Raw genomic sequence first — 23380 nt, 5'->3', positions numbered from 1 at the left:
ATTATAAATTATACTGTTTAATCTTTCGATAAAGTGTTCTTTCGGAAATTCCTAACTCTTCCGCAGCGTCTTTTCGTTTTCCGCCATACTTCTCGAGTGATTTTTTAATAAGCTCTAATTCCTTTTGCTGAAGTGATAGGTTTTCTTCCTCTTCAATATCTTCGGCATATTCGTATTTATCCTTTTTTTCTGGTTCTGAAGCGTGTTCAGGGATGCTAAATACTTCAACGTCGGCTTCCGTAGCGATATTCTCTTCTTCAATAATAGAAGCTAACTCTTCTTCAGCTTCCGTTTCGTCTGAATATATTTTGTTGATTAAGGATGATTGTTCTTCTTTAACTTTGGCAGCGTTTCCGCTTTTCATTAATTCCAAAGTTAGTTTTTTAAGATCATTTACATCGCGTTTCATATCAAAAAGCACTTTGTAAAGTATTTCGCGCTCACTACTGAAATCGCTTTCAGATTTTTTAGCATTAACTATTGCAGGAAGATTACTTCCCATATCTGGTAAATAATGCTTTAAAGTATCATAGGAAATTTCTCTATTCTGCTCTAAAACTGAAATCTGCTCAGCAACATTTCGAAGTTGACGAATATTTCCACTCCATCGGTACTTCAATAATAATTCGATTGCGTTATCATCCAGACGAATTGTAGGCATCTTGTATTTCTGAGCAAAATCTGAAGCAAATTTTCTAAATAACAAATGTATGTCTTGCTTCCGTTCGCGAAGCGGAGGTAAGTTTATTTCAACTGTACTTAATCGATAGTAAAGATCTTCACGGAATTTTCCTTTTTCAATGGCTTCAATCATCTTCACATTGGTAGCGGCAACAATACGGACATCGGTTTTTTGCGTAGATGAAGATCCAACTTTTAAAAACTCTCCGTTTTCCAACACTCTTAACAGTCGTACTTGCGTTGGTAATGGAAGTTCTCCAACTTCATCAAGAAAGATAGTCCCGCCATCGGCTACTTCAAAATATCCACTTCTAGTTGTAGTTGCTCCCGTAAATGCACCTTTTTCGTGACCAAAAAGTTCACTGTCAATCGTGCCTTCAGGGATTGCACCACAGTTTACTGCAATATATTTTCCGTGCTTTCTGTGAGAAAGTGAATGTATAATTTTCGGGATACTTTCTTTTCCAACCCCGCTTTCACCAGTAACCAATACCGAAATATCCGTTGGTGCAACCTGAATTGCTTTCTCTACGGCGCGGTTTAGTTTTGGGTCGTTACCTATTATTCCGAATCGTTGTTTTGTTGCTTGTATGCTGCTTTCCATATTAATTTTATGTCATTCAACTTTGCCTGTTATGAGGCCTTATAACCCCAAAATATTCCTAAGCAGTATTCTATTTTATATTTAATTTTACTCGTAAGTTAATTCTTCACTAAGAAAACTGCTCTTTTTAACTACGACGCTTATTAGATATGCTATGAAAAAAGTCTTCAGAAAAATTTTCTGCTATCGTCATTATGTAACTTGTTAGCATCAATACTAAGACTTAAATCTTTATCTTTATTCAGCTCTTTAGACTGTGATTTATCGTTATTAGATTTTCCTAACAATTATAAAATTACAGCAAATTGAACTAAAACACGTTTTTTGATTTATTAGTCCTAAGCAAGTCCTATAGCTTCGCCAATAAGTGTTGCAGTAGTACAATCCGTTACTTTAACCTTTACAAAATCTCCAGGTTTATAATTTTCCTTAGGGAAAACAGCAACATTATTATGTTCCGTTCTTCCGCTCCATTCATCTGCATTTTTTTTCGATTCCTTTTCAATTAAAACTGTTACTGTTTTACCTAAAAAAGATTCTGTGCGAAAAGCGCTATGTTTTTGTTGGAGATTTACTACTTCTGTCAATCTTCTACTCTTTATTTCTTCAGGAACATCGTCTTCCAATTTACGAGCTGCTAATGTTCCAGGTCTTTCAGAATATTTATACATATAACCAAAGCCGTACTTAACATATTCCATTAAGCTTAACGTATCTTGATGATCTTCTTCAGTTTCAGTTGGAAACCCAATAATCATATCCTGAGAAATGATACAATCTGGAATAATTTCCAAGATTTTGTCAATTAGCTTCATGTACTCTTCACGAGTGTGCTGACGATTCATTTCTTTTAGAATTCGAGTGCTTCCACTTTGTACTGGAAGGTGAATATGGTTACAGATATTATTGTGTTTTGCTACAACGTGTAGTACATCTTCACCCATATCTTGCGGATTACTTGTTGAGAAGCGAATTCTCATTTTAGGTTGCGCAGTAGCAACTAAATCTAATAGTTGAGCAAAATCTGTAGCGGTAGCTTTTTGCATTTCTGATGCATTTTTAAAGTCTTTCTTCAGACCGCCACCATACCATAAATAGCTATCTACGTTTTGACCTAGAAGGGTTATTTCTTTATATCCTTTTTCGGCTAGATCATTAATTTCATTTAAAATACTGTGAGGATCACGACTGCGTTCTCGTCCGCGGGTAAATGGCACTACACAAAAAGTACACATATTGTCGCAACCACGAGTAATACTTACAAATGCGGTAATTCCATTTCCTCCTAAACGTACAGGGGAGATATCGCCATAGGTTTCTTCTTTTGAAAGAATAACGTTTACAGCTTCTCGTCCTTCTTCTACTTCTTGTAAAAGGTTTGGAATGTCTTTGTATGCATCTGGACCAACAACCAGATCAACAATTTTTTCTTCTTCAAGAAGTTTTTCCTTCAAACGCTCGGCCATACAACCTAGCACACCAACTTTCATTTTCGGATTACTACTGCGTTTTACTGCATTGTATTTTTCTAATCGCTTACGGATAGTTTGCTCTGCTTTGTCGCGAATTGAACAGGTGTTCACTAAGACCAAATCTGCTTCTTCCATCAAATTTGTGGTGTTGTACCCCTGATCAGCAAGGATAGATGCTACAATTTCACTGTCGCTAAAATTCATAGCGCAGCCGTAACTTTCTAAATATAATTTTTTAGAATTCTCCTTTTTTGCTTCTAAAATTAAGGTGTTCCCTTGTGCTTTTTCGTCTATTGTCTTTTCCATAAAAAATCAAACTTCAATACAAAACAGTCCATAATGTAATTCCTGCAAAGATACAATTAAATGCTTGCGGTGACAAAGTGGCAGATTGCTTTTTATATAATTTTATTTGAGATTTAAAAGAAGGAATAAATATATAGGTATAGTTATGAAGTTTTCGTTTGTTAGTGCTTGTTGGCTGAATTTATTGCCGTAATTTTCTTTCACAAATCACTGTTGATAATTATGTGTTTTAAGCTGAAATAATGTGGATTGTATTCAATTATTACAAGCAAAATCTTTCGTATTAAAAAAATCATATACTTTTGCAGTCTTAAATAAAATAGGATATGGCAAAGAATTTAGTGATCGTTGAGTCCCCTGCAAAAGCAAAAACCATCGAAAAATTTCTTGGGAAAGACTTCAAAGTGTCCTCGAGTTTTGGGCACATTGCAGATCTTCCTTCTAAGGAATTAGGAGTAGATGTGGAAGGGGATTTCACACCTAAATATATAGTAAGTAGCGATAAGAAAAAGTTGGTGGCGGAGTTGAAAGCACTTTCTAAAAAAGCTGAAATGGTTTGGCTAGCAAGTGATGAGGATCGTGAAGGAGAAGCAATTGCTTGGCATTTAGCTGAGGAGTTGAAACTAGATAAAGACAAGACTAAGCGAATTGTTTTTCATGAAATTACAAAGTCAGCAATTTTAAATGCAATAGAAAACCCACGCCAAATTAATTACGATTTGGTAAACGCTCAACAAGCGCGACGCGTTTTAGATCGCTTGGTAGGATATGAGCTTTCACCAGTGCTTTGGAAAAAAGTGAAAGGTGGACTTTCTGCAGGTCGTGTGCAATCGGTTGCCGTGCGTTTGATTGTTGAGCGTGAGCGTGAGATTGAATCATTTAATCCTGTAGGATCGTATAGAATTGATGCTGAATTTACCACACTAGACGGTAGTAAGTTTAAAGCAAAACTTCCAAAAAACTTTGAAACTGAAGCTGAAGCTCGTGAATTTCTTAGAAAGAATTTAGGAGCTAATTATAAAATTTCAGATTTAACTAAAAAGCCTGCAAGCAAATCGCCTGCAGCTCCTTTTACTACTTCAACATTACAGCAGGAGGCAGCGCGTAAATTGTATTTTTCAGTTGGAAAAACAATGACAATAGCTCAACGTCTTTATGAAGCTGGACTTATAACCTATATGCGTACCGATAGTGTTAACCTTTCTAATGACGCTAAAAACGCAGCTCAAAAAGAAATTATTAAATCTTACGGGAAAGAGTATAGTAATCCTCGTGATTATAAAGGGAAAAGCAAAGGAGCTCAGGAAGCTCACGAAGCTATTCGCCCTACCGATATGAGTCAACATACTATCACTGGAGATCACGATCAAGCACGTTTATACGATTTGATTTGGAAAAGGACTTTGGCTTCACAAATGAGTAATGCGCAATTAGAGCGAACCAATGTTAAGATTGATGTGCTTTCCAAAGAAAAAGTATCAGAGAATTTTACTGCAAATGGTGAAATGATAAAGTTTGATGGTTTCCTAAAAGTTTATTTGGAAGGAACCGACTTTGAAGAGGAAGAGCAAGATGGTATGTTGCCTAATATGAAAGAAGGCGATTCGCTTGAAAATAATTACATAACAGCAACAGAGCGATTTACTCGTGCCCCATATCGTTTTACAGAAGCTTCGTTAGTTAAGCAATTAGAAGAGCTTGGTATTGGGAGACCTTCTACCTATGCGCCAACTATTTCAACTATTATTAGTAGAAACTACGTTGAAAAAGGTACTGTAGAAGGGGTTGAACGTAAATACCTTCAGCTTACTCTTGAAAAAGAAAATATTAAAGATAAAACCTTAACTGAAACAGTAGGTTCAGATAAAGGCAAGCTTGTTCCAACTGATATTGGAATGATAGTAAATGACTTTTTGGTAGAGCATTTTGAAAATATCTTAGACTATAACTTTACTGCTAAAGTAGAGCAAGACTTTGATGACATTGCCGAAGGGAAAGAGGAGTGGACGAAAATGATGAAGGAGTTCTATGAAAAGTTTCACCCACGCGTAGAAGATGTTGAGAAAAATGCCGATCGTGAAAGTGGAGAGCGTATTCTAGGGGAGGACCCAGAAAGCGGGCGTACTGTATTAGTTCGTTTGGGTAAATATGGTCCGATGGCTCAAATTGGTGCTCCTGATGATGAAGATAAAAAATTTGCAAGTTTACGTCCAGACCAACAATTGCATTTGGTTACCTTTGAAGAGGTGATGGATCTTTTTAAACTTCCAAAAACCTTGGGTGTTTACGATAATGAGGAAGTTGAGGTTAACAATGGTCGTTTTGGTCCTTATGTTCGCTTTGGTAAAACGTTTATATCTCTCCCAAAAGGAATGGATCCATTAGACGTTGATATGGCTTTTGCAAAAGAGCTTATTGAAGAGAAGAAAAAAGCAGATGCTCCAATTTATACCTATGAAGACTTACCGGTTCAAAAAGGTGTAGGTCGTTTTGGCCCATATATTAAATGGAACGGGATGTTTATCAATGTGAATAAAAAGTATGATTTCGATAATCTTACTGATAAAGATATCGTTCAGTTAATTGAAGATAAAAAGCAAAAGGAGATTGATAAGCTAATCAACGAGTGGCCAGAAGAGAAAATTAGAATCGAGAAAGCTCGTTGGGGGCGTTTTAATGTTATTAAAGGAAAAGTAAAGGTGGAATTGCCAAAAGGGACTGAAGCCGATAAAATAACGTTAGAAGAAGCTCAGGAAATGCTAGCAAAAAAAGCTCCTAAAAAGAAAGCAGCTGCCAAGAAAAAAACTACAACTAAGAAAAAAGCTTCAGCCAAGAAAAAATAATGATTGAATTTTTAACCCCTGTTTCTAAGAAGGTTTTAGCGGACAGAGAATTACTGCCGCTAGGAACGTTAGGGAAGCAAATAGAAGTACACGCCGAAGTTGGCGATTTACCTGATTTAAAAAACGTTACGTTTGCGATTTTTGGTGTTAAAGAAAATCGTGCGGATGTTAATTACATTGGTGAAGAACTGTATTTTGATGACTATCGAAAAGCCTTTTATTCGTTGTATCCAGGAAATTGGAAGCACAGAATAATTGACCTTGGAGATATTGAAAAAGGAAATTCTGTTGAAGATTCAAGATTTGCCGTTAAGGAGGTTGTTGCTGCACTTTTGCTAAAAAAGATAGTTCCACTAATTTTGGGTGGAAGTCAAGATATGGCTTATGCGCAATATCGCGCGTATGATAATCTTGGAGCTATGGTGAATGTTGTTAATATAGACAATCGTTTTGATCTTGGTAATGCCGATCTTCCAATATCAAATAAATCATACGTTGGGAAAATGGTGGTGGATAAGCCTTATAATCTATTTAATTATAGCGTGTTAGGGTATCAATCATTTTTTAACGCTCCGCAGGAGATAGCTTTAATGGATAAGTTGTATTTTGACGCTTATAGATTGGGCGAGGTTTGTGCAGATACAACTGTGATTGAGCCAATATTAAGAGATGCAGATATGGTGGCTTTGGATGTAACTGCAATAAAAAACTCAGAATTAAGTTATAAAACTAATGAGAGTCCTAACGGATTTGATGGTCGAGAGATTTGTACGATAGCTCGTTATGCAGGAATTAGTAATAAAGTTAAATCATTTGGAGTTTACGAGTTAAGTAATGCTGTTTATGGAAAAAGTAGTGCAATGCTTATAGCGCAAGTATTGTGGTATTTTGTTGAAGGTTTTAACTTCAGAATTGCAGATGATGACTTTGATAATGAGAGACTTTACACCTCCTATAAAGTGCCGATAGACGATGAAATATTGGAGTTCAAAAAGAGTAATAAAACAGAGAGATGGTGGATTGTTTTACCATTTATTTCAAATGTTAATAATAAATTAAAAAGCCAAACGTTATTACCTTGCACTTACAGCGATTATTTGAGTGCGTGTAATCAGGAGATTCCGGAAAGGTGGTTGAAAGCCCGCCATAAAAATGAAGTATAATTAATCAACACATTATAGATTATAGAGGGTTTTGTAAAAAAAAATTGTTTATTAAAAATTTTATAAATAGGTTTACGCCCTTTAAAATTGAAATTTAACCAAAATACCTATGAAGAAATTTATTGCATTAACTGCGATCGTTGCCTTTTTATTCAGTTGTAACTCCGGAGATAGAGGAGAATTGGTTGGGGTAAAAGGTAAAAAATGGTATCCACTAAAACCTCACGGTATGACACTTGTTCCAGGTGGGTCTTTCATCATGGGAAAAAGTGATGATGATTTTGTTGCCGTTAATGATGCACCGCCGAAAACTGTAACTGTTCGTTCTTTTTATATGGATGAAACTGAAATTACTAATTCAGAGTACAGACAATTTGTAAACTGGGTACGCGATTCTACAGTTCGCCTTCGTTTAGCTATTATGGCAGATGAAATGGGAGCAACTCCAGGTGATGGTGGAATTGGAGAATTTGCATTTTTAGACCAAGAAAATGAAGAAATGACTCCGTACGACCAGTATATGTACGATAACTACTTTGGGATGGGAGAGGATTTCTATGCAGGTAGAAAAATCAACAATAAAGTAGATCTTATTTGGGATACCGCCAAATATCCTGATGAATTCTATAGTGAAGTAATGGATACAATGTATATTCCTTCAGAGGAAGCATACAACGGACAACGTACTATCGATGTAAGTAAGCTTAACTTCCAATATACTTATATGGATATTGAAGCAGCTGCTAGAGATAGAAGTAAGAGAAGAAAAGATTTTATTATAAAAGAAGAATTAAATATCTATCCTGATACAACTGTTTGGATTCGTGATTTTAACTATTCTTACAATGAGCCAATGCACAACGATTATTTCTGGCACGAAGCATATGGAAACTACCCTGTAGTTGGTGTAAACTGGAAGCAAGCAAAAGCTTTCTGTGCTTGGAGAACTTTGTATAAAAATGCATATCAAAAATCTAAAAAGAAAAACCACGTAAATTCATTCCGTCTTCCTGGTGAAGCTGAATGGGAATATGCGGCTAGAGGAGGTCTAGAATCAGCTACATACCCTTGGGGAGGACCTTACACTAAAAATGATAGAGGTTGCTTTATGGCTAACTTTAAGCCTTTACGAGGTGATTACGCTGCAGACCAAGCACTTTATACTGTAGAAGCAGATGCTTATGAAGCTAATGATTTCAACTTATATAATATGGCTGGAAACGTTGCGGAGTGGGTAGCTTCTTCTTACGACCCTTCTTCTTATGACTTTAGCTCTACAATGAATCCTAACGTGAACGACCCAAAAAACATGCGTAAAGTTGTTCGTGGTGGTTCTTGGAAAGATGTAGCATACTTCCTACAAGTGAGTACTAGAGATTACGAATATGCAGATTCTGCACGTAGTTATATTGGATTCAGAACTGTACAGGATTATATGGGTACAGACGTAGTATTAAATCAAAATTTTGGCGATGCTCGCTAACTAAACATAACAACTAACACAATTATTAACAAAAACCCTCAACTAAATCTTAAGTATTATGGCAAAATCAAAATCATCCAAAAAACTATTTAACATGGCCTACGGGCTTGGTGCATCAGTTGTAATTATAGGTGCGCTTTTCAAAATTACCCACTTTGAAATTGCTGGTATTGGAGGTAACTTATTATTAACTATTGGTTTGGTTACTGAGGCAATTATTTTTGCTATATCTGCTTTTGAACCAGTTGATGATGAATTGGATTGGTCTTTAGTATATCCTGAATTAGCAGGTGGTGCCGCTGGAACATCTGGTAGAAGAGCTATTAGCGAACAACCAGAAGAAACTCAGGGAATGTTGTCTAAGAAATTAGATGATATGCTAAAAGAAGCAAAAATCGATTCAGAATTAATGAGTAGTTTGTCTTCTAGCATCCGTTCTTTTGAAGGTGCTGCAAAAGGTATCGCTCCAACTGCTGAAGCAATGAGCTCTACTAAAAAATACAGTGAAGAAATGGCACTTGCTGCTGCTCAAATGGATTCATTAAACAGTCTTTATAAAGTACAGATAGAATCAACAAGCCGTCAAACAGACGCAAATAAAGAAATTGCTGAAAATGCTGAACAGCTAAAACAGCAAATGCAGAACTTAGCAACTAACCTATCATCTTTAAACGGTGTTTACGGAGGTATGCTTTCTGCTATGTCAACAAAAAACTAATAGGTTTTCACCTTAATTATTAATCTTTAAATAGAATAAAAATGGCAGGAGGAAAACTATCCCCAAGGCAACGAATGATTAACATGATGTATTTGATATTCATCGCGATGATGGCGTTGAACATGTCAAAAGAAGTGCTTTCGGCTTTTGGATTATTAAATGAACGTTTAACAGAGTCTAATACTGCAGCAGAAGCACGTAACAATGCTTTTATGGAGAACTTAGCATCAAAAGCTGTTGAACAACCAGAGCAATATGGTGAAGTAAAGGCAAAAGCTGAACAGATTAGTCAAATATCTGATGAGTTTGATTCATACTTAGAAGGTCTTAAAAGTGAAATGATGAGCACTATTAAACCTGAAGATGCTGAAAGCTATGAAATGCAAGACAGATCAGACTTTTTAGATCAAAAACTTTTCAATGGCGACAAGTATACAAAAGCTGGACAAGAATTTTTAGACCAAATAAACAACTATAAGAATAGTATTCTTTCAGTTATTGGAGAAAACAAAAGATATGCTAGTATAGCAGCTGATGTTTCTAAAAAATTTGCAACTGATCCTGTAAAACGTGGCGACGGAGTTACATTACCATGGTTAAACTACCACTATGAAGGTTTCCCAATGGTAGCTTCTAGAACTAAGTTAACTCAGATGCAGAGTGATATCAAAACCACTGAGAACGAGATTTTATCAAATATGTTGGCAGGACAACAAGCTGCAGCATTGTCTTTTTCTCAATACAACACACTGTTAGAAACTAGTAAAACTGCATATTATGCAGGTGAGAAGTTTGATGGAGGTATTGTATTAGGTCGTAAAGATCCAAATACTAAGCCTAACGAAGTTAAACTTACATTAGATGGTAAGCCATTAAGTGCAGATCAATACTCTATCCAAAATGGTAAAGTAATGCTTAATATTACTGCAGGTTCTCCAGGTGACCATAAAATTGAAGGAGATTTAATCTTCTTAGAAGACGGTAAAGAAACTAAGGTTCCTGTTAACTTAGGATTCTCAACAATTTCAAAACCTAATTCTGCTGTGATTGCAGCTGATAAAATGAATGTAGTGTATCGTGGTGTAGACAACCCGATGACGGTTTCTATTCCTGGTATTCCAGATAATAAAGTTAATGCTTCTGCTCCAGGTCTATCTAAAGTTTCAGGTAGTAAATACGTTATGCGTCCAGGATCTGGAAGAACAGTAACAATTACTGCTAGTGGTACTTTACCTGATGGAACAGGTGTTAAAACGCCTGCTGAGTTTAGAATTAAAGATATTCCTGCGCCAGTTGGAGCTATTAGAGGTGAAACTGGGTTAGTGAGAATGCAACGTCAAGGATTAGAGATTTCATCTGTATCTGCAGTATTAGAAGACTTCGATTTTGACATTAATCTAAATGTTTCAGGCTTTAGTTTAAAAGTGCCAGGTCAACCAACTGTACGTGTAAATGGTACTAAGTTGAATGGTGCTGCTGTAAGTGCAATTAGAAAAGCTGGAAGAGGTGAAACTGTTCAGATTTTCGATATTAATGCAAAAGTTTCTGGAAGTGGTGTAATGCTTAAGAAAACCGCTCCAGTAATTATCGAATTGACAAATTAAAAATTAAATAATAAGTTTTATGACTTTGAGAAATGTTGTTTTATGTGTTTTAGGTCTTGGAATGGCAGCTAGTGCTCACGCACAGTTGAATATTCTAAACGCCAAAACTCCAGAGGAAATAGGCCTAAAGACCGAAGCCCAAATCACTTACGATAATGATGGTCCGTTGCCTTATGGCTATACAGATAGTCGCGATGTACTGTGGGCTAAAACTACTTGGGAGATTATTGATCTTAACGAGAGAGTAAACTTCCCATTGTACTATCCTATAGATACAAACAACATTGGATCAGACAGACGTTCTCTTTACGATGTTTTAGTAAAAAACATTAAAAATGGTAAAATTGATGCTGTATATGCAGATTCATATTTTACTGAAAAAAGAACGTTAGACGATTTAGAAACTTCTTTAGTTTACAGTGATACTACCGATTTAGGTATTGAGCAATACAATGCTGAAGGTGTAGTAGATCCACAGTACGTGCGTCGTTTTAACTTGGATGCAGGAGATATAGAAGAGTGGCGAATTAGAGGTTACTGGTATGTTGATAAGCGTCAAGGTGAACTTAAATACCGTTTGTTAGGACTTTGTCCTGTAGCAAATGAGGCGCGCTCTAAAGCATTTCCAGACGATGGGCTAGATTCAAAAGTTGAACTGTTTTGGGTATGGTTCCCTGGCGCTCGTGAAGTACTTCACAATGCTAGAACTTTTAATAGAAGTAATACCTCTCAACCTATAACTTTTGATCATTTGTTAAACTCTAGACGCTTTAGTGCCGTAATCTATAGAGAAGATAATATTCAAGGTGATAGAGATGTTAAAGATTATATTAACGATAATGCACTTATGCAGTTAATGGAATCTGATAGAATTAAAGAACAAATTCGAAATATTGAATTAGATATGTGGAATTATTAATTCTATAATTATCAAGTCTTAATAAAACCCTTCATTTTCCAATATGGAATTTGAAGGGTTTATTATTTAATAGGTATTCAAGATTTTAAATAAATCCGTAAAAGGTAATGGTTGAAAAAGATTATATAGTAGTAGGGTTAGGAATTGCAGGAATTTGTATTTCTGAACAACTTCTTCGACACGGCAAAAGCTTTATGCTTATAGATAGTGGCGTAGAGGGTTCTACGGCAAAATCTGGAGGTGTTTTTAATCCAACTGTATTAAAACGCTTTACAGCTACTTGGAACGTCTCTAAATTTCATCCATATGCTTTTAATTTTTACAAATCGCTGTCAAAGAAAATACAAACTGATTTCTTTGAAGAAAAATCGATTAAACGTATTTTTAAAAGTATTGAAGAACAAAATAATTGGACTGTAGCTAGTGATAAAAAAGAATTGGATGGATTCCTGTCTTCTACTTTTATTAAAAATAATAATCCAGCTATAGAAGCTCCTTTGGGTTTTGGAGAGGTATTAGGAACCGCTCAAATTCATACGGAAGGTTTGCTTTCTGGATATCGTGAATATTTAAAAAGCAAAGAAAAATTAATTACAGAAAATTTTGAATACGAACAACTTCATCAAAAAGATAATTGCGTTGTTTATAAAAACATCTTGGCCAAAAAAATCATTTTTGCAGAAGGCTCAAAAGTAGTCGATAACCCCTTTTTCCTAAAGAAATCATTAATAGGAAATAAAGGAGAGTACATTGTTATTAAAGCTTCAGATTTAAAAGTTAAATCTCTTTTGAAAGGACCTGTCTATGTAATTCCTTTGGGAGATGATAAATACAAAGTTGGTTCAACCTATGGGCGGGATGATTATAGTTTAAACCCAACCGGAGAAGCTAAAGATGAAATACTATCAAAACTAAAATCGTTTATTAATTGCCCCTTTGAGGTAATAAGTCAGGAAGCTGGTGTTAGACCAACTACAAAAGATCACAGACCGCTACTTGGAAGTTTAGAAGAAAATCCAAACCTAGTATTTTTTAACGGGCTTGGATCGAGAGGGTTTATAATGGCGCCATTACTTTCAGAAATATTGTATAAACATTTAGAGGATGGGGAGCCTTTAACTAAAGAAATTTATATTGGACGGGCTAAAAATTGGAAAGTATAATTATTCATTTACATTATTTGTCTCAGCGGCGGATTTATCGTAATCCACGAAGAGGTTAATCCAAATATTTCTAGACACTCTTACTATAACTGGGAATAAAACAGCTAAACTTATAATGATAGATAAAAAGGCATAATTTCTATCTAGTCCAATAAAAAAATATGCTATAATAAATGCAGCTACCGCAATTGCAACTCCAACAGCATAACTTACATACATTGCTCCAAAAAAGAAAGATGGTTCTATTTTAAACTTTTTACCACAATGGCTACAGTGCTCGTGCATTTTCATAATCTTCATAACTTTGTAGGGATTGTTTTCAATATACATATCACCTTTATGACAAACAGGACATGTGCTTGTGAAAATACTGTAAAGCTTAGAACCTTTTAAGAATTGCATGAGTGTTTTTTTAGAACCGCAAATTTAAGCATCTTTGCAACAATTACCAGTGGTATTTTACAATCCTGATATCTTAATTCACTTTTGACATAATGATAAACATTCATAATCTTTCTGTTTCCTTTCAAGGAGACTATTTGTTCGAAAAAATAACCTTTCAATTGAAGCCTGGCGATCGAGTTGGTTTAGTTGGGAAGAACGGTGCAGGAAAATCTACACTACTAAAGATTATCGCAGGTGAACAAGAATATGATACAGGACAGATTGCAACTGACAAAGAAGTCTCGATAGGCTTTTTAAAGCAAGATATCGACTTTGAAAAAGGTCGTACAGTTCTTGAAGAATCATATGAAGCTTTTACTGAAATTAAAAAGTTAGAAAAGCGATTAGAACAAATTAACACCCAATTAGCTGAACGCACAGATTACGAGAGTGATGGCTATCACCAGTTAATGGTAGATTTGAATGATATTCAACATCAATATGAAATACATGGTGGGTACAATTATCAAGGGGAAACAGAACGTATTTTACAAGGATTAGGTTTCCAACGTGAAGATTTTGGGAAGCTAACAGAAACCTTCTCTGGTGGATGGAGAATGCGTATTGAATTAGCAAAACTACTACTTCAAAATAACGATATACTGCTGTTAGACGAGCCTACAAACCACCTAGATATTGAATCTATTTTATGGTTAGAAGATTTTTTAAAGGGATATGCTGGGGCAGTAGTGATTGTATCGCACGATAAAATGTTTTTGGATAATGTTACAAATCGTACAATAGAAATTTCACTTGGAAAGATTTACGATTTTAATAAACCGTACACTCAATATTTAGTTCTTCGCAATGAATTACGAGAACAGCAATTAGCTTCTCAGAAAAATCAGCAAAAGCAAATTGAGCAAACAGAAAAACTAATTGATAAGTTCAGAGCCAAAGCCAGTAAAGCTACTATGGCGCAATCGCTTATTAAAAAGTTAGACAAGATAGACCGCATAGAAGTAGATGAAGATGATAATAGTGTAATGACGTTACATTTTCCAATATCGGTTACCCCGGGGAAAGTAGTAATAGAAGCGGAGGGAATTACAAAAAACTATGGAGAGAAGAGGGTTCTCAACGATATTGATTTATTAGTAGAAAGAGACAGCAAAATAGCTTTTGTAGGTCAAAACGGTCAAGGGAAATCTACTCTTGCAAAAATTATTGTAGGAGAAATCGAATACGGTGGAAAACTTAATTTAGGTCATAATGTACAGATAGGATATTTCGCTCAAAATCAAGCTGATTATTTAGACGGTACCAAAACTGTACTAGATACAATGATTGATGCTGCAAACGAGAAAAACCGAAGTAAAGTTCGAGATATTTTGGGCTCTTTCCTTTTTAGAGGAGACGAAGTAGAAAAGTATGTGCGTGTATTAAGTGGAGGAGAGCGAAACCGCTTAGCCCTTGCCAAATTAATGCTACAGCCTTTTAATGTTTTGGTAATGGATGAGCCTACAAACCACCTTGATATTAAATCTAAAAACGTATTAAAGGACGCTTTAAAGAACTTTGAAGGGACTTTAATTTTAGTTTCTCACGATCGTGACTTTTTACAAGGTCTAACCAATAAGGTTTACGAATTTAAAGATCAACACATCAAAGAATACCTAGGCGATATTGATTTTTTCTTAGAACAAAGAAACCTCGAAAACCTACGTGAAGCCGAAAAGAAAACGATCGTTACAGAAGTTAAAGAAAAACGAACTGCAGGTGAAGAATACGAAATTCAAAAAAAATTAAAATCTGCAAAAAACAAATTAAGTAATGTTGAATCTAAAATAACATCCTTAGAAAAAGAAATTGCAGCTATAGATACCGAATTACTTATAAATTACGAAGAAACTATTGCTAAGCCTCACTTTTTCGACAAGTATCAAGAGAAGAAAAAGTCGCTTAAAAAATTGATGGAAGAGTGGGAAGTGCTTCAAGAAACCGTAGAATCCCTATCGTAAAAATCGCATAACTCATAAGTTCTTTGGATTAATTGTTTTAACTTGTTGTTTGTTAGCGAGTTATTTAATAATCACGAGCTTATGGAAAATGAGAAAACATTCAAATTATGCCTCACAATGGCGGGTGCTGTATCGGCCGGGGCATATACTGCTGGTGTAATAGATTATTTATTAGAAACACTTGAGCTTTGGGAAAAAGCGAAAGTTATAAATAGAAGTCGTGGTATTAATCACCCAGATTACGACCATTCCATACCTATGCATCAAGTTGAAATTGACGTAATGAGCGGATCTTCAGCGGGTGGTATATCTGGTTCGCTCACATTACTTGCTTTAGCCGATAAAAACTACAAAAGCATAAATAAAGATAACCCAAATGGTATAGATAATATCTTTTATAGAAGTTGGGTAGAAATGGCGGATACTAAAGAAAGTAGCACTATAGACAAACTTTTAGGAGATAATGACTTAAAAGAATTTGGAGAAGTTCGTTCGTTGTTAAATACTAAAGCTATAGATGATATTGCAGATGAAGCAATAAGAATACGAGAACAGCGAGAAATTCCTAAATACGCTTCCGATAGTTTAGATGTTATTTTAACGACAACCAATTTACGCGGCATAAATTTTTTGGTGAATTTTGACGGCAGTAGAGACTCTTCAAAAGGAACGGTTATTACAAACCACGGTGGTTTTTTTAGGTATAAACTGAAAAATGATAAATACAAATCGGGCATTCCTGTAAGTGAAGATGAGTTGTATTATGTGCTTGATATTTCAAAGAAAAAACATCTTCAATATTTAAAAGAGGCAACGCTAAGTACTGCAGCATTCCCGATTGGTTTACGGTCTAGAGAGGTGGCCATATCGTCAGAATATATTAAACGATATCCTAAATATTTATTCAATCAGTCGAAAGGGATAGAGCCCTTGTTGCCAGAAGGAGATATCTACACTTTTAATTCTGTTGATGGTGGAGTTATAAATAACGAACCATACGGGATTGCCTTGAAAGTACTTAAAGAAAAGAATCCCAAAAGTATTGAAACTTGCAGATATGGGGTAATTATGATAGACCCATTCCCCAATAAGGATAAAGACGTTTCTAAAAGTGGGAAAAGTATTTCGAGTATTGCAAAAGGTCTTCTAAGGTCACTTCGAAATCAGGTAATGTTTAATCAAGAAGGAATTTTAGATGCTTTAGATTTAAGCGACCGAACAAAATTTTTAATAGAACCTGTAAGAAAGATTAAGAAAAATGGAGAATGGGTTAGAAGTAAAAATGATTTAGCCTCTGCTCCTATTGGTGGTTTCGCAGGGTTTCTAAGTCGTGATTTTCGGGCGCATGACTTCCAACTAGGTAGAAAAAATTGTCAAGCATTTTTAAGGTATTATTTTGCAATACCTTCCGAAGAAATCGAGACACGCTTAAGTATTAAGCCCAGTGCAGAAATTAAAGAGAGGTTTGAGTTTTCAGTACCTCCCATGGATGTAAATGGTGATAAGCTATTTCCAATAATTCCAGATATGCGAGTGCTTAGAAGTTTTAATAATAAATTTGATGCCGAAACCTACGGTGAAGATGCAGATATTCAAGACCTACCCTTCCCAAAAATGTCATTTTCAGAATTTGAAAATCGCTATAAGTCTAAGATTAAAAAGAGGATAGGCTTAATTGTAAAATATCTACTTAAAAATAGGTTTCTTTCGTTTTTAGCAAACTTTTTCTACGCAAAAAATGCGGGTTATAAATTCGTAAAAGAAACGATAGAGAAGGAGTTAGCAGAAAATGATCTTTTAAAATAACGAGTGATATATAATCCTAAAAATCCCCAATTATGTACGAACATTTTTTTCAATGCCCACATTGCTGGGAAAGCATTTCGATGTTGCTAGATACTTCCGTGAGGCATCAAAAATATATAGAGGACTGTGAAATTTGCTGCAATCCCTTAGAATTGGAAGTTAGTTTTGAAGATGGAGCGTTAATTGAGTTTACCGCTGTAAGTATATCACAATAAACTTGGAGCTATTTCTTGCCACTCCCTGTCATTGCTTTGGCTAGAGCATTCTTTAAACTAATCCATAAAAAATTAAAAATGGATTTTGTTTTATCTCGAGTTGCTTCTGCAACGCCTTCACGGTAATTGTCATTGGTTTTATTACTGTTGGTAGAAACAAAAATATTAGCTACAGCAGATAGAAATTTGTTTTTTGTGCTGCCATCTTTTTTAAGCACTGTAACAGAAAAATTTGAATAATTAATTTTTAAATCGGTAGTTGAAGTTTCACTATTCCCATCAATAGTAAAATAAGTTTTATGGGTCTGACCTTTCAAACGCACATTTAAATTAGGTTCGGTAAAGCTGTTCATCTTATCAGCTACTAATGACCCTACTTGTGCTTTAAATAAAAATCTATCTTCCGGATTCTGAACATCAAAACTCCATTCTGCTGTAAAAGGGGTATTGTCCATAAAATCTGCGGAAATGTTTAAATTAGTTTTTACCGGACTTTTGTATGTATTACTAACATTTGAAATTGCTGCATTTAAGTTTTTGAAGTTGATAGAACCTCCCATATTTTTAATATGCTGCCTTTCTTCGTATTTAATATTTGCATTTTTGATGTTAACCGAATCCACAGTTAGCTCAAAAGGTAAATCGCGAAGCATCTTACTATAGAGCGGCTTAACCTTAAAATCGTCTGCAACCAATTTGTCCCTAAAAACTTCTAAAAATGGGGCATTGAGTGTGATAAGTTTGCTTTTAGCAAAAAAGTCATTGTTGTTAAACCCAAAATCAAAATTATCAATTGACAATGATTTTAATGATAGGTCAAAATGATCACGTTCTTTATGAATTATTCTTGAGAGCTCTCTTTTAGAATATTTTGTTTTAAGCTTAATATTATTAAAAGTTGCCTTGCGATTTTTAACTAAAAAATCTTCTACTGTTAAGTTTTCGTAAGGACTAACTTTTACAAATGCTGTGTCGCTTTTTGCTTCTAAACTTTTGTAATCAAGCGGTATTTTACGAGTTACTGTTTTATTGTCTATCCGTATTGCGTTAACTTTTACACTTAAACCATTTGTGTAAACTTTTGTAGAATCTTTTCCATCTTCAAAAATCACAAATTTGGTGTTGTTGATTTTAACTTGATCTATAAGTATTGGTTTGTAAATTTTGGCAACGGGTTTTCGCACTGTATCTGTTACAGGTAACTGCCTATCTTGGTAGTAGGCTATAATGGGGTTTTCCAAAGAAATAGATTCAACGTGAATTTCATCATTAAATAAATAATCCCAGTAGCTGATGTCAGAAATATTGAGCTTTTCAACATTTATAAAAGTGTGTTGTACACTGTCTTTTTTATTGTGGATTATAAGTGACGCGTTGGTTATAGAGAGAGAACCGCTAATAGTTTCAACCGTAATACTTTCATAAGCCCTAATCATATTTTCTGGTAATCGCTCTTCAATAAAATTTTGAAGTTTATTTTTCAGAAAGTGATTTATATAATTATTTGATGCTATTACTATAGCGCCAAATGTAAGAATGACGTATATTGTGTATTTTAAGGTCTTATTCATTTCTCTAAAGATAAGGAAAGTACCAATTTCTTTAAGAATATTTGTAAAAGATATTTCGCTTATATAAATTTAGTTTATGATAAATGTTATCCTCGTAGACGATGAACCACATGCAAATTCATTGCTTAAAGTATTGATTGAGAAAGAATTTTCTAATGTTATAACAGTAGTAGGCACGGCTCAATCTATAAAAGAAGCATGTAGTTTAATTGTTAATAACTCAATAGACCTCGTTTTTTTAGACATTCATATGCCTGAAGAAAACGGGTTTGCCTTATTTAATTATTTCTCCACCCCCACATTCGATGTTATTTTTACAACAGCCTATGATAGGTATGCAATACAAGCTTTTAAATATAGTGCATTCGATTATATTTTAAAACCTATAGACGAGTCGGTTTTATATGAAACCATGCAGAGATACCTTGTTGAGAAATCAAATTCTAATGCTCTGAAAGAGCAAATTGCCTTACTTAAAAGTTACGTTGATCAAGCAGAAGAAGGTAAGAAAAGAATATTTTTCAATACTCTTACAGGTTTTGAGTTAACATATGTAAATGATATTCTCTTTATCAAAGCCGATGGAAATTACAGTGAGGTGCATATTGCGGGAGATAAAAAAATAGTTGTTTCTCAATCGTTAAGGACTGTAGAGAAACGCTTGCCACAATCATTGTTTTTTAGGACTCATAAAAGTTATATAGTAGCCCTTGCAGCAGTTATGAGCTATGATAAAAAAGAAAAAACCGTAAAACTAACCGATGGAAGCACGCTCGAAGTCTCCTATAGGCGTGAAAATGATTTTTTAAATAGAGTTCTTGAAAAAGTATAGCTTATTTATCATTTATTTGATAACGAATTTATTAGTGTGTAATGCGCAAACACCTCCGGTTACGCATTTTTCTACAAAAAACTTTTTACCCCATAATACCGTAAGAAGTCTACATCTTTCTAAAAATGGTGTTTTATGGGTTGGTACAGATAATGGTTTAGTAAGAAAACACAATAACAAAATATCTACCTATTTTGAGGAGGACGGATTACCGCTTAATAATATATGGGCAATAACCGAAGATGCAAATAGAGATATTTGGGTAGGAAGTTATGGGAATGGAATTGCGCATTTCGACGGCTCCAATTTTACAATTATTAACACCGATCAAGGGTTAAATAATAACCATATTACTCACTTAAATGTATTCGGAAACTTTCTATATGTAGGTACAAGTGGTGGGGTTTCCGTAATTAATATTGCTGAAAAATCTGTAGTTGCTTCATTAAACCATGAGGAAAGTTCCTTAATGCGTATTTCGGGATTCTTCGAGTTTAATAATACGGTGTTTACTACTACCTATAATACTGGGATCTATAAAATTTTAAATGAAAATGACGAGTACTTTCTAGAAAAAATAAGTGATCATAAATTTATTTACGATTCAGAGAGAATTGGTGACTCCTTGTTTGCTAGTAATAAGGGAGCTGTTTCTGTATTTGCTATAACCGATTTGCTGAACAAAAAAGTACCTGTGGGTAAGAAAAGAGACGGCTTTCCTATAATTTGGGATTATGCTGTTACTAATGATAAAACTGTTTATGGTGCTGCCTGGGGAGTTTTTGAAGAAAACGGAGGTTTATTAAAGTTCTCTGAAGATGGAAATTCTTATGAAGAGGTTCATGGAATAGATAGTAAAAATCTTGTTGTGCTTGAGTACAATCCAATTTTAGAGTTATTGTACGCAGGAACTTTAGACAATGGACTATTTCAGATATCCATAAACCCAATGGTTCAATATTATCCTTCTAGTCATAAAAAAACCATTGCAATAGATCATTTTAATCAAAACAAAATTAGTTTATACGATGATGGTGTAGATATAGCAAACAAATATTACGATGCTAGCTTTTTTAAACAACAGGAAGTTGCCTTTGTGAAAGCTAATAAAAACAACTTGCCTAAACACGAAGATTTTTTTTATGAGTTAAATTATGATACTCCTGAAACTGATATCATTTTTTACACTATTAAAAAATCACAGACTCACGTTTGGATTAACACAAATATTGGGTTGTATAAATTTCGTCCAGATGGAGCTTTTGAATCGTACTTGCCTTTACATACGCTAGAGTTTGATTTTACATCAGATAATAACTTAATTGAGACTAATCCATATCGTGGGGCAAGAGTGTATGAACGTGAATATCCGTTAAAGTATAGATATTATGACGAAGAATTTCCCAGTACTCCTACAAATATTGTTGGAACATTTAGAAGAGATTCAACCACTTATTTTCTTTCAGTTTTTAGCGGTCTTTTTTCTTATGATAAAACTTTTAAGTCGTTTTTAGATACTGGGATTTGGAAAGAAAAAAAACTAAGACACCATGCCATTTTTAATGATTATGTAGCTATAGGGAATGAATTTGGAGATGTATTTATAGTAGATTTTAAGAAGGGATTTGAAGTAATAAAAAAGATTGATAGATCCGAGATTAAAGGAAATTCGATTTTGTTATTAGATTCCTACAAGGATTGGCTAATAATTGTAACAGAGGGAGGGGTTCTTTTTCACAACGATGAAAAGCAAATATTTATTAATGAAGATCAGGGTATAACAAAGAATATTCATGCTATAAATGTGCATAATGATGTGCTGTATCTTGGTTCTGATGGAGGAGAGTATCAAGTGAATATGAAAAGCCTGGTTAATTCTAGAAACAGGATTAATAATTTATTTGTAGAACAAATTAAGGTTAATGATACTGTTTATGGATATGGGAAAGAGCCTTTTGTCTTAAATTCAAAACAAAATAATCTTGAAATTAGTATTTCAACCAATTCTCACCCATACCCAAATAAGCTAGAGTTTTATTATAAAATGAAAGATAACTCAGAGTGGACAAAATTGGATTTGCCGGAGATTAATTTGAGTTTTTTAGAGCCTGCAGAATATAACCTAAGGGTTCGAGTTAATGACACATATACTGGACAGTGGTTTGAAAAATCTGTTTTAGAATTTACGATTAATCCCCCGTTTTATGAACAGTGGTGGTTTAGGTTATTGGTGGCTACTGCACTAGTCTTTGTCACTTCTCTTTATTTTAATCGTAAAAGAAAACAACATCAAATAATAACAGCAAAAGAAATTGCAACTAATAAACGCATTGAAAGACTAAAAGCTGAAGCCTTATTAGCGCAAATGAACCCGCATTTTATATTCAATGCTTTAAACAGTATTCAACATTTAGTAGTTATAGGTGAAAATGAAAAGGCTTCGACCTATTTGGTTAAGTTTTCAAAATTGGTAAGAGCCAATTTAAACAATTCTAGTCGTACGTTTATAAGCTTAAAAGAGGAATTAGACTATCTAAAAACTTATTGTGAGATAGAGAATGAGCGTCACCAAAATCGTATTTCTATAAACTTTATAGTGGATCCGAAAATTGATATTTGTGATACAGAAATTCCAAATTTAATACTGCAACCTTTCTTAGAAAATGCTTTTGTTCACGCATTTCCTAACATTATAAAAAATCCGACACTATCGCTTATAATTAATCAAATTCACGACAATAAACTAAAATGTGTAATTACAGATAATGGAATAGGGAGTAAAAAGGTATTTAAACCTACACAACGTACTTCAAAAGGTATTTCACTTATAAAAGAACGGTTACACTTTTTAAATTATAATCTAGATTCTGCTCTCAAAATAGAACATACAGAGTTTGGGACAACTGTCACTCTTTTTCTCTGATTCTACGTTTATCCAATTTTTAGATACGTTTATACATTAGGTCGAAATCAATAAAATATTGACTCTATATTTGCAATGTCATTATATAGTTGATAAGATTTTAACTCGTTAATGTTTAGATTTTGGTTTTTTACCATAATTAAGCTACCGATTACACCTGCTGTTGGGGAGCAGTGGGTGTATTGGGACGCTTTTAGCTTCACGATAAACCCTCTCTTTTATTTTTATTCCTGATTTTATTCGTCAGCACCATTCGAAATCAGCTATTTATTAAGCGGTTATAAAATACTTTAATTTTCTTCGGAATTTTATTTGCAAACTAGTAAAAGGTTTGTATCTTTGCAGTCCAATATTTCAGTCGGCATTATGAACCGAAAGCTAAAAGCTAAAGATGAAATATTGAAAACCCATATCGCGGGATAGAGCAGTAGGTAGCTCGTCGGGCTCATAACCCGAAGGTCACAGGTTCGAGTCCTGTTCCCGCTACTAAGTACGAAGACTTCACTTTAAATGTGGGGTCTTTTTTTTTGAACTTGACTTTTAGAACAGGACGAGAAGTTTAGGATCAAGAACAATTGTTGTGTTTATGCAAAAATCGTTGTTAATCTATACAGAAAGAATTCTACGTTTTTCACTCCTCTAAATTGTGCCCTAAATGCTTTTATCTTTGCA

16 protein-coding genes and 1 tRNA gene are annotated in these 23380 nt (G+C 34.4%); 13 read left to right on the top strand and 4 right to left on the bottom strand.

The window, feature by feature from the left end; genetic code table 11:
- Position 1: 1 nt before the first annotated feature.
- Positions 2-1285 carry a sigma-54-dependent transcriptional regulator gene (locus FHP04_RS07630; protein ID WP_139855503.1) on the bottom strand — a complete coding sequence of 428 codons (1284 nt, stop codon included), beginning with the start codon at positions 1283-1285 and terminating at the stop codon, positions 2-4.
- Positions 1286-1623: 338 nt separating this feature from the next.
- A complete protein-coding gene (miaB, locus tag FHP04_RS07625; RefSeq protein WP_139855502.1) occupies positions 1624-3063 on the bottom strand; it encodes a tRNA (N6-isopentenyl adenosine(37)-C2)-methylthiotransferase MiaB in 1440 nt (479 codons plus the stop codon).
- Positions 3064-3389: 326 nt separating this feature from the next.
- On the opposite strand from miaB, the gene topA reads away from it, so the two are divergent.
- The 7 genes from topA to FHP04_RS07590 all read left to right on the top strand — a co-directional run bounded on the left by topA (position 3390) and on the right by FHP04_RS07590 (position 12956).
- Positions 3390-5906 carry a type I DNA topoisomerase gene (gene topA / locus FHP04_RS07620; RefSeq protein ID WP_139855501.1) on the top strand — a complete coding sequence of 839 codons (2517 nt, stop codon included), beginning with the start codon at positions 3390-3392 and terminating at the stop codon, positions 5904-5906.
- Positions 5906-7069, top strand: coding sequence for a formimidoylglutamase (locus FHP04_RS07615; protein ID WP_139855500.1), 1164 nt, complete (start codon positions 5906-5908; stop codon positions 7067-7069). Before topA ends, FHP04_RS07615 begins: the two co-directional genes overlap by 1 nt.
- A 109-nt stretch (positions 7070-7178) precedes the next feature.
- Complete coding sequence (porK, locus tag FHP04_RS07610; RefSeq protein ID WP_139855499.1) at positions 7179-8552, top strand: T9SS ring complex lipoprotein PorK/GldK; 1374 nt, start codon at positions 7179-7181, stop codon at positions 8550-8552.
- A 58-nt stretch (positions 8553-8610) separates the two neighbouring features.
- A complete protein-coding gene (gene porL, locus FHP04_RS07605; protein WP_139855498.1) occupies positions 8611-9270 on the top strand; it encodes a type IX secretion system motor protein PorL/GldL in 660 nt (219 codons plus the stop codon).
- Positions 9271-9311: 41 nt separating this feature from the next.
- Entirely contained in the window at positions 9312-10874 is a 1563-nt protein-coding gene (gene porM / locus FHP04_RS07600; protein WP_139855497.1) for a type IX secretion system motor protein PorM/GldM, read from the top strand.
- A gap of 19 nt (positions 10875-10893) precedes the next feature.
- Positions 10894-11793 carry a type IX secretion system ring subunit PorN/GldN gene (gene porN, locus FHP04_RS07595; RefSeq protein WP_139855496.1) on the top strand — a complete coding sequence of 300 codons (900 nt, stop codon included), beginning with the start codon at positions 10894-10896 and terminating at the stop codon, positions 11791-11793.
- Between the two features lie 107 nt (positions 11794-11900).
- Entirely contained in the window at positions 11901-12956 is a 1056-nt protein-coding gene (locus tag FHP04_RS07590) for an NAD(P)/FAD-dependent oxidoreductase (RefSeq protein ID WP_139855495.1), read from the top strand.
- On the opposite strand, the gene FHP04_RS07585 is transcribed toward FHP04_RS07590, so the two are convergent.
- Positions 12957-13358 (bottom strand): DUF983 domain-containing protein, encoded by a 402-nt coding sequence (locus FHP04_RS07585; protein ID WP_139855494.1) that lies wholly within the window; start codon positions 13356-13358, stop codon positions 12957-12959. It abuts the gene before it with no gap.
- Positions 13359-13450: 92 nt separating this feature from the next.
- Here FHP04_RS07585 and FHP04_RS07580 point away from each other — a divergent pair, with 92 nt between their 5' ends.
- From FHP04_RS07580 to FHP04_RS07570, 3 genes are all read left to right on the top strand, one after another.
- Positions 13451-15361: an ABC-F family ATP-binding cassette domain-containing protein gene (locus tag FHP04_RS07580; protein ID WP_139855493.1), complete on the top strand. Its 1911-nt coding sequence runs from the start codon at positions 13451-13453 to the stop codon at positions 15359-15361.
- Positions 15362-15442: 81 nt separating this feature from the next.
- Positions 15443-17167, top strand: a complete 1725-nt coding sequence (locus tag FHP04_RS07575) for a patatin-like phospholipase family protein (protein ID WP_139855492.1) — start codon at positions 15443-15445, stop codon at positions 17165-17167.
- Between the two features lie 32 nt (positions 17168-17199).
- Entirely contained in the window at positions 17200-17382 is a 183-nt protein-coding gene (locus FHP04_RS07570; RefSeq protein WP_139855491.1) for a CPXCG motif-containing cysteine-rich protein, read from the top strand.
- An 8-nt stretch (positions 17383-17390) separates the two neighbouring features.
- Here FHP04_RS07570 and FHP04_RS07565 read toward each other — a convergent pair whose 3' ends face one another.
- Complete coding sequence (locus tag FHP04_RS07565) at positions 17391-18953, bottom strand: AsmA family protein (RefSeq protein WP_139855490.1); 1563 nt, start codon at positions 18951-18953, stop codon at positions 17391-17393.
- A 76-nt stretch (positions 18954-19029) separates the two neighbouring features.
- On the opposite strand from FHP04_RS07565, the gene FHP04_RS07560 reads away from it, so the two are divergent.
- The 3 genes from FHP04_RS07560 to FHP04_RS07550 all read left to right on the top strand — a co-directional run bounded on the left by FHP04_RS07560 (position 19030) and on the right by FHP04_RS07550 (position 23194).
- Positions 19030-19785 (top strand): LytR/AlgR family response regulator transcription factor, encoded by a 756-nt coding sequence (locus tag FHP04_RS07560; protein WP_139855489.1) that lies wholly within the window; start codon positions 19030-19032, stop codon positions 19783-19785.
- 16 nt (positions 19786-19801) lie between these two features.
- Positions 19802-22708: a sensor histidine kinase gene (locus FHP04_RS07555; protein WP_158319127.1), complete on the top strand. Its 2907-nt coding sequence runs from the start codon at positions 19802-19804 to the stop codon at positions 22706-22708.
- 413 nt (positions 22709-23121) lie between these two features.
- Positions 23122-23194 (top strand) — tRNA-Met (locus tag FHP04_RS07550).
- Positions 23195-23380 lie beyond the last annotated feature (186 nt).

This window comes from Aequorivita sinensis (genome assembly GCF_006346335.1).
In the GTDB taxonomy this organism is placed as follows: domain Bacteria; phylum Bacteroidota; class Bacteroidia; order Flavobacteriales; family Flavobacteriaceae; genus Aequorivita; species Aequorivita sinensis.
This window is presented reverse-complemented; position numbering and strand designations above follow the sequence as displayed.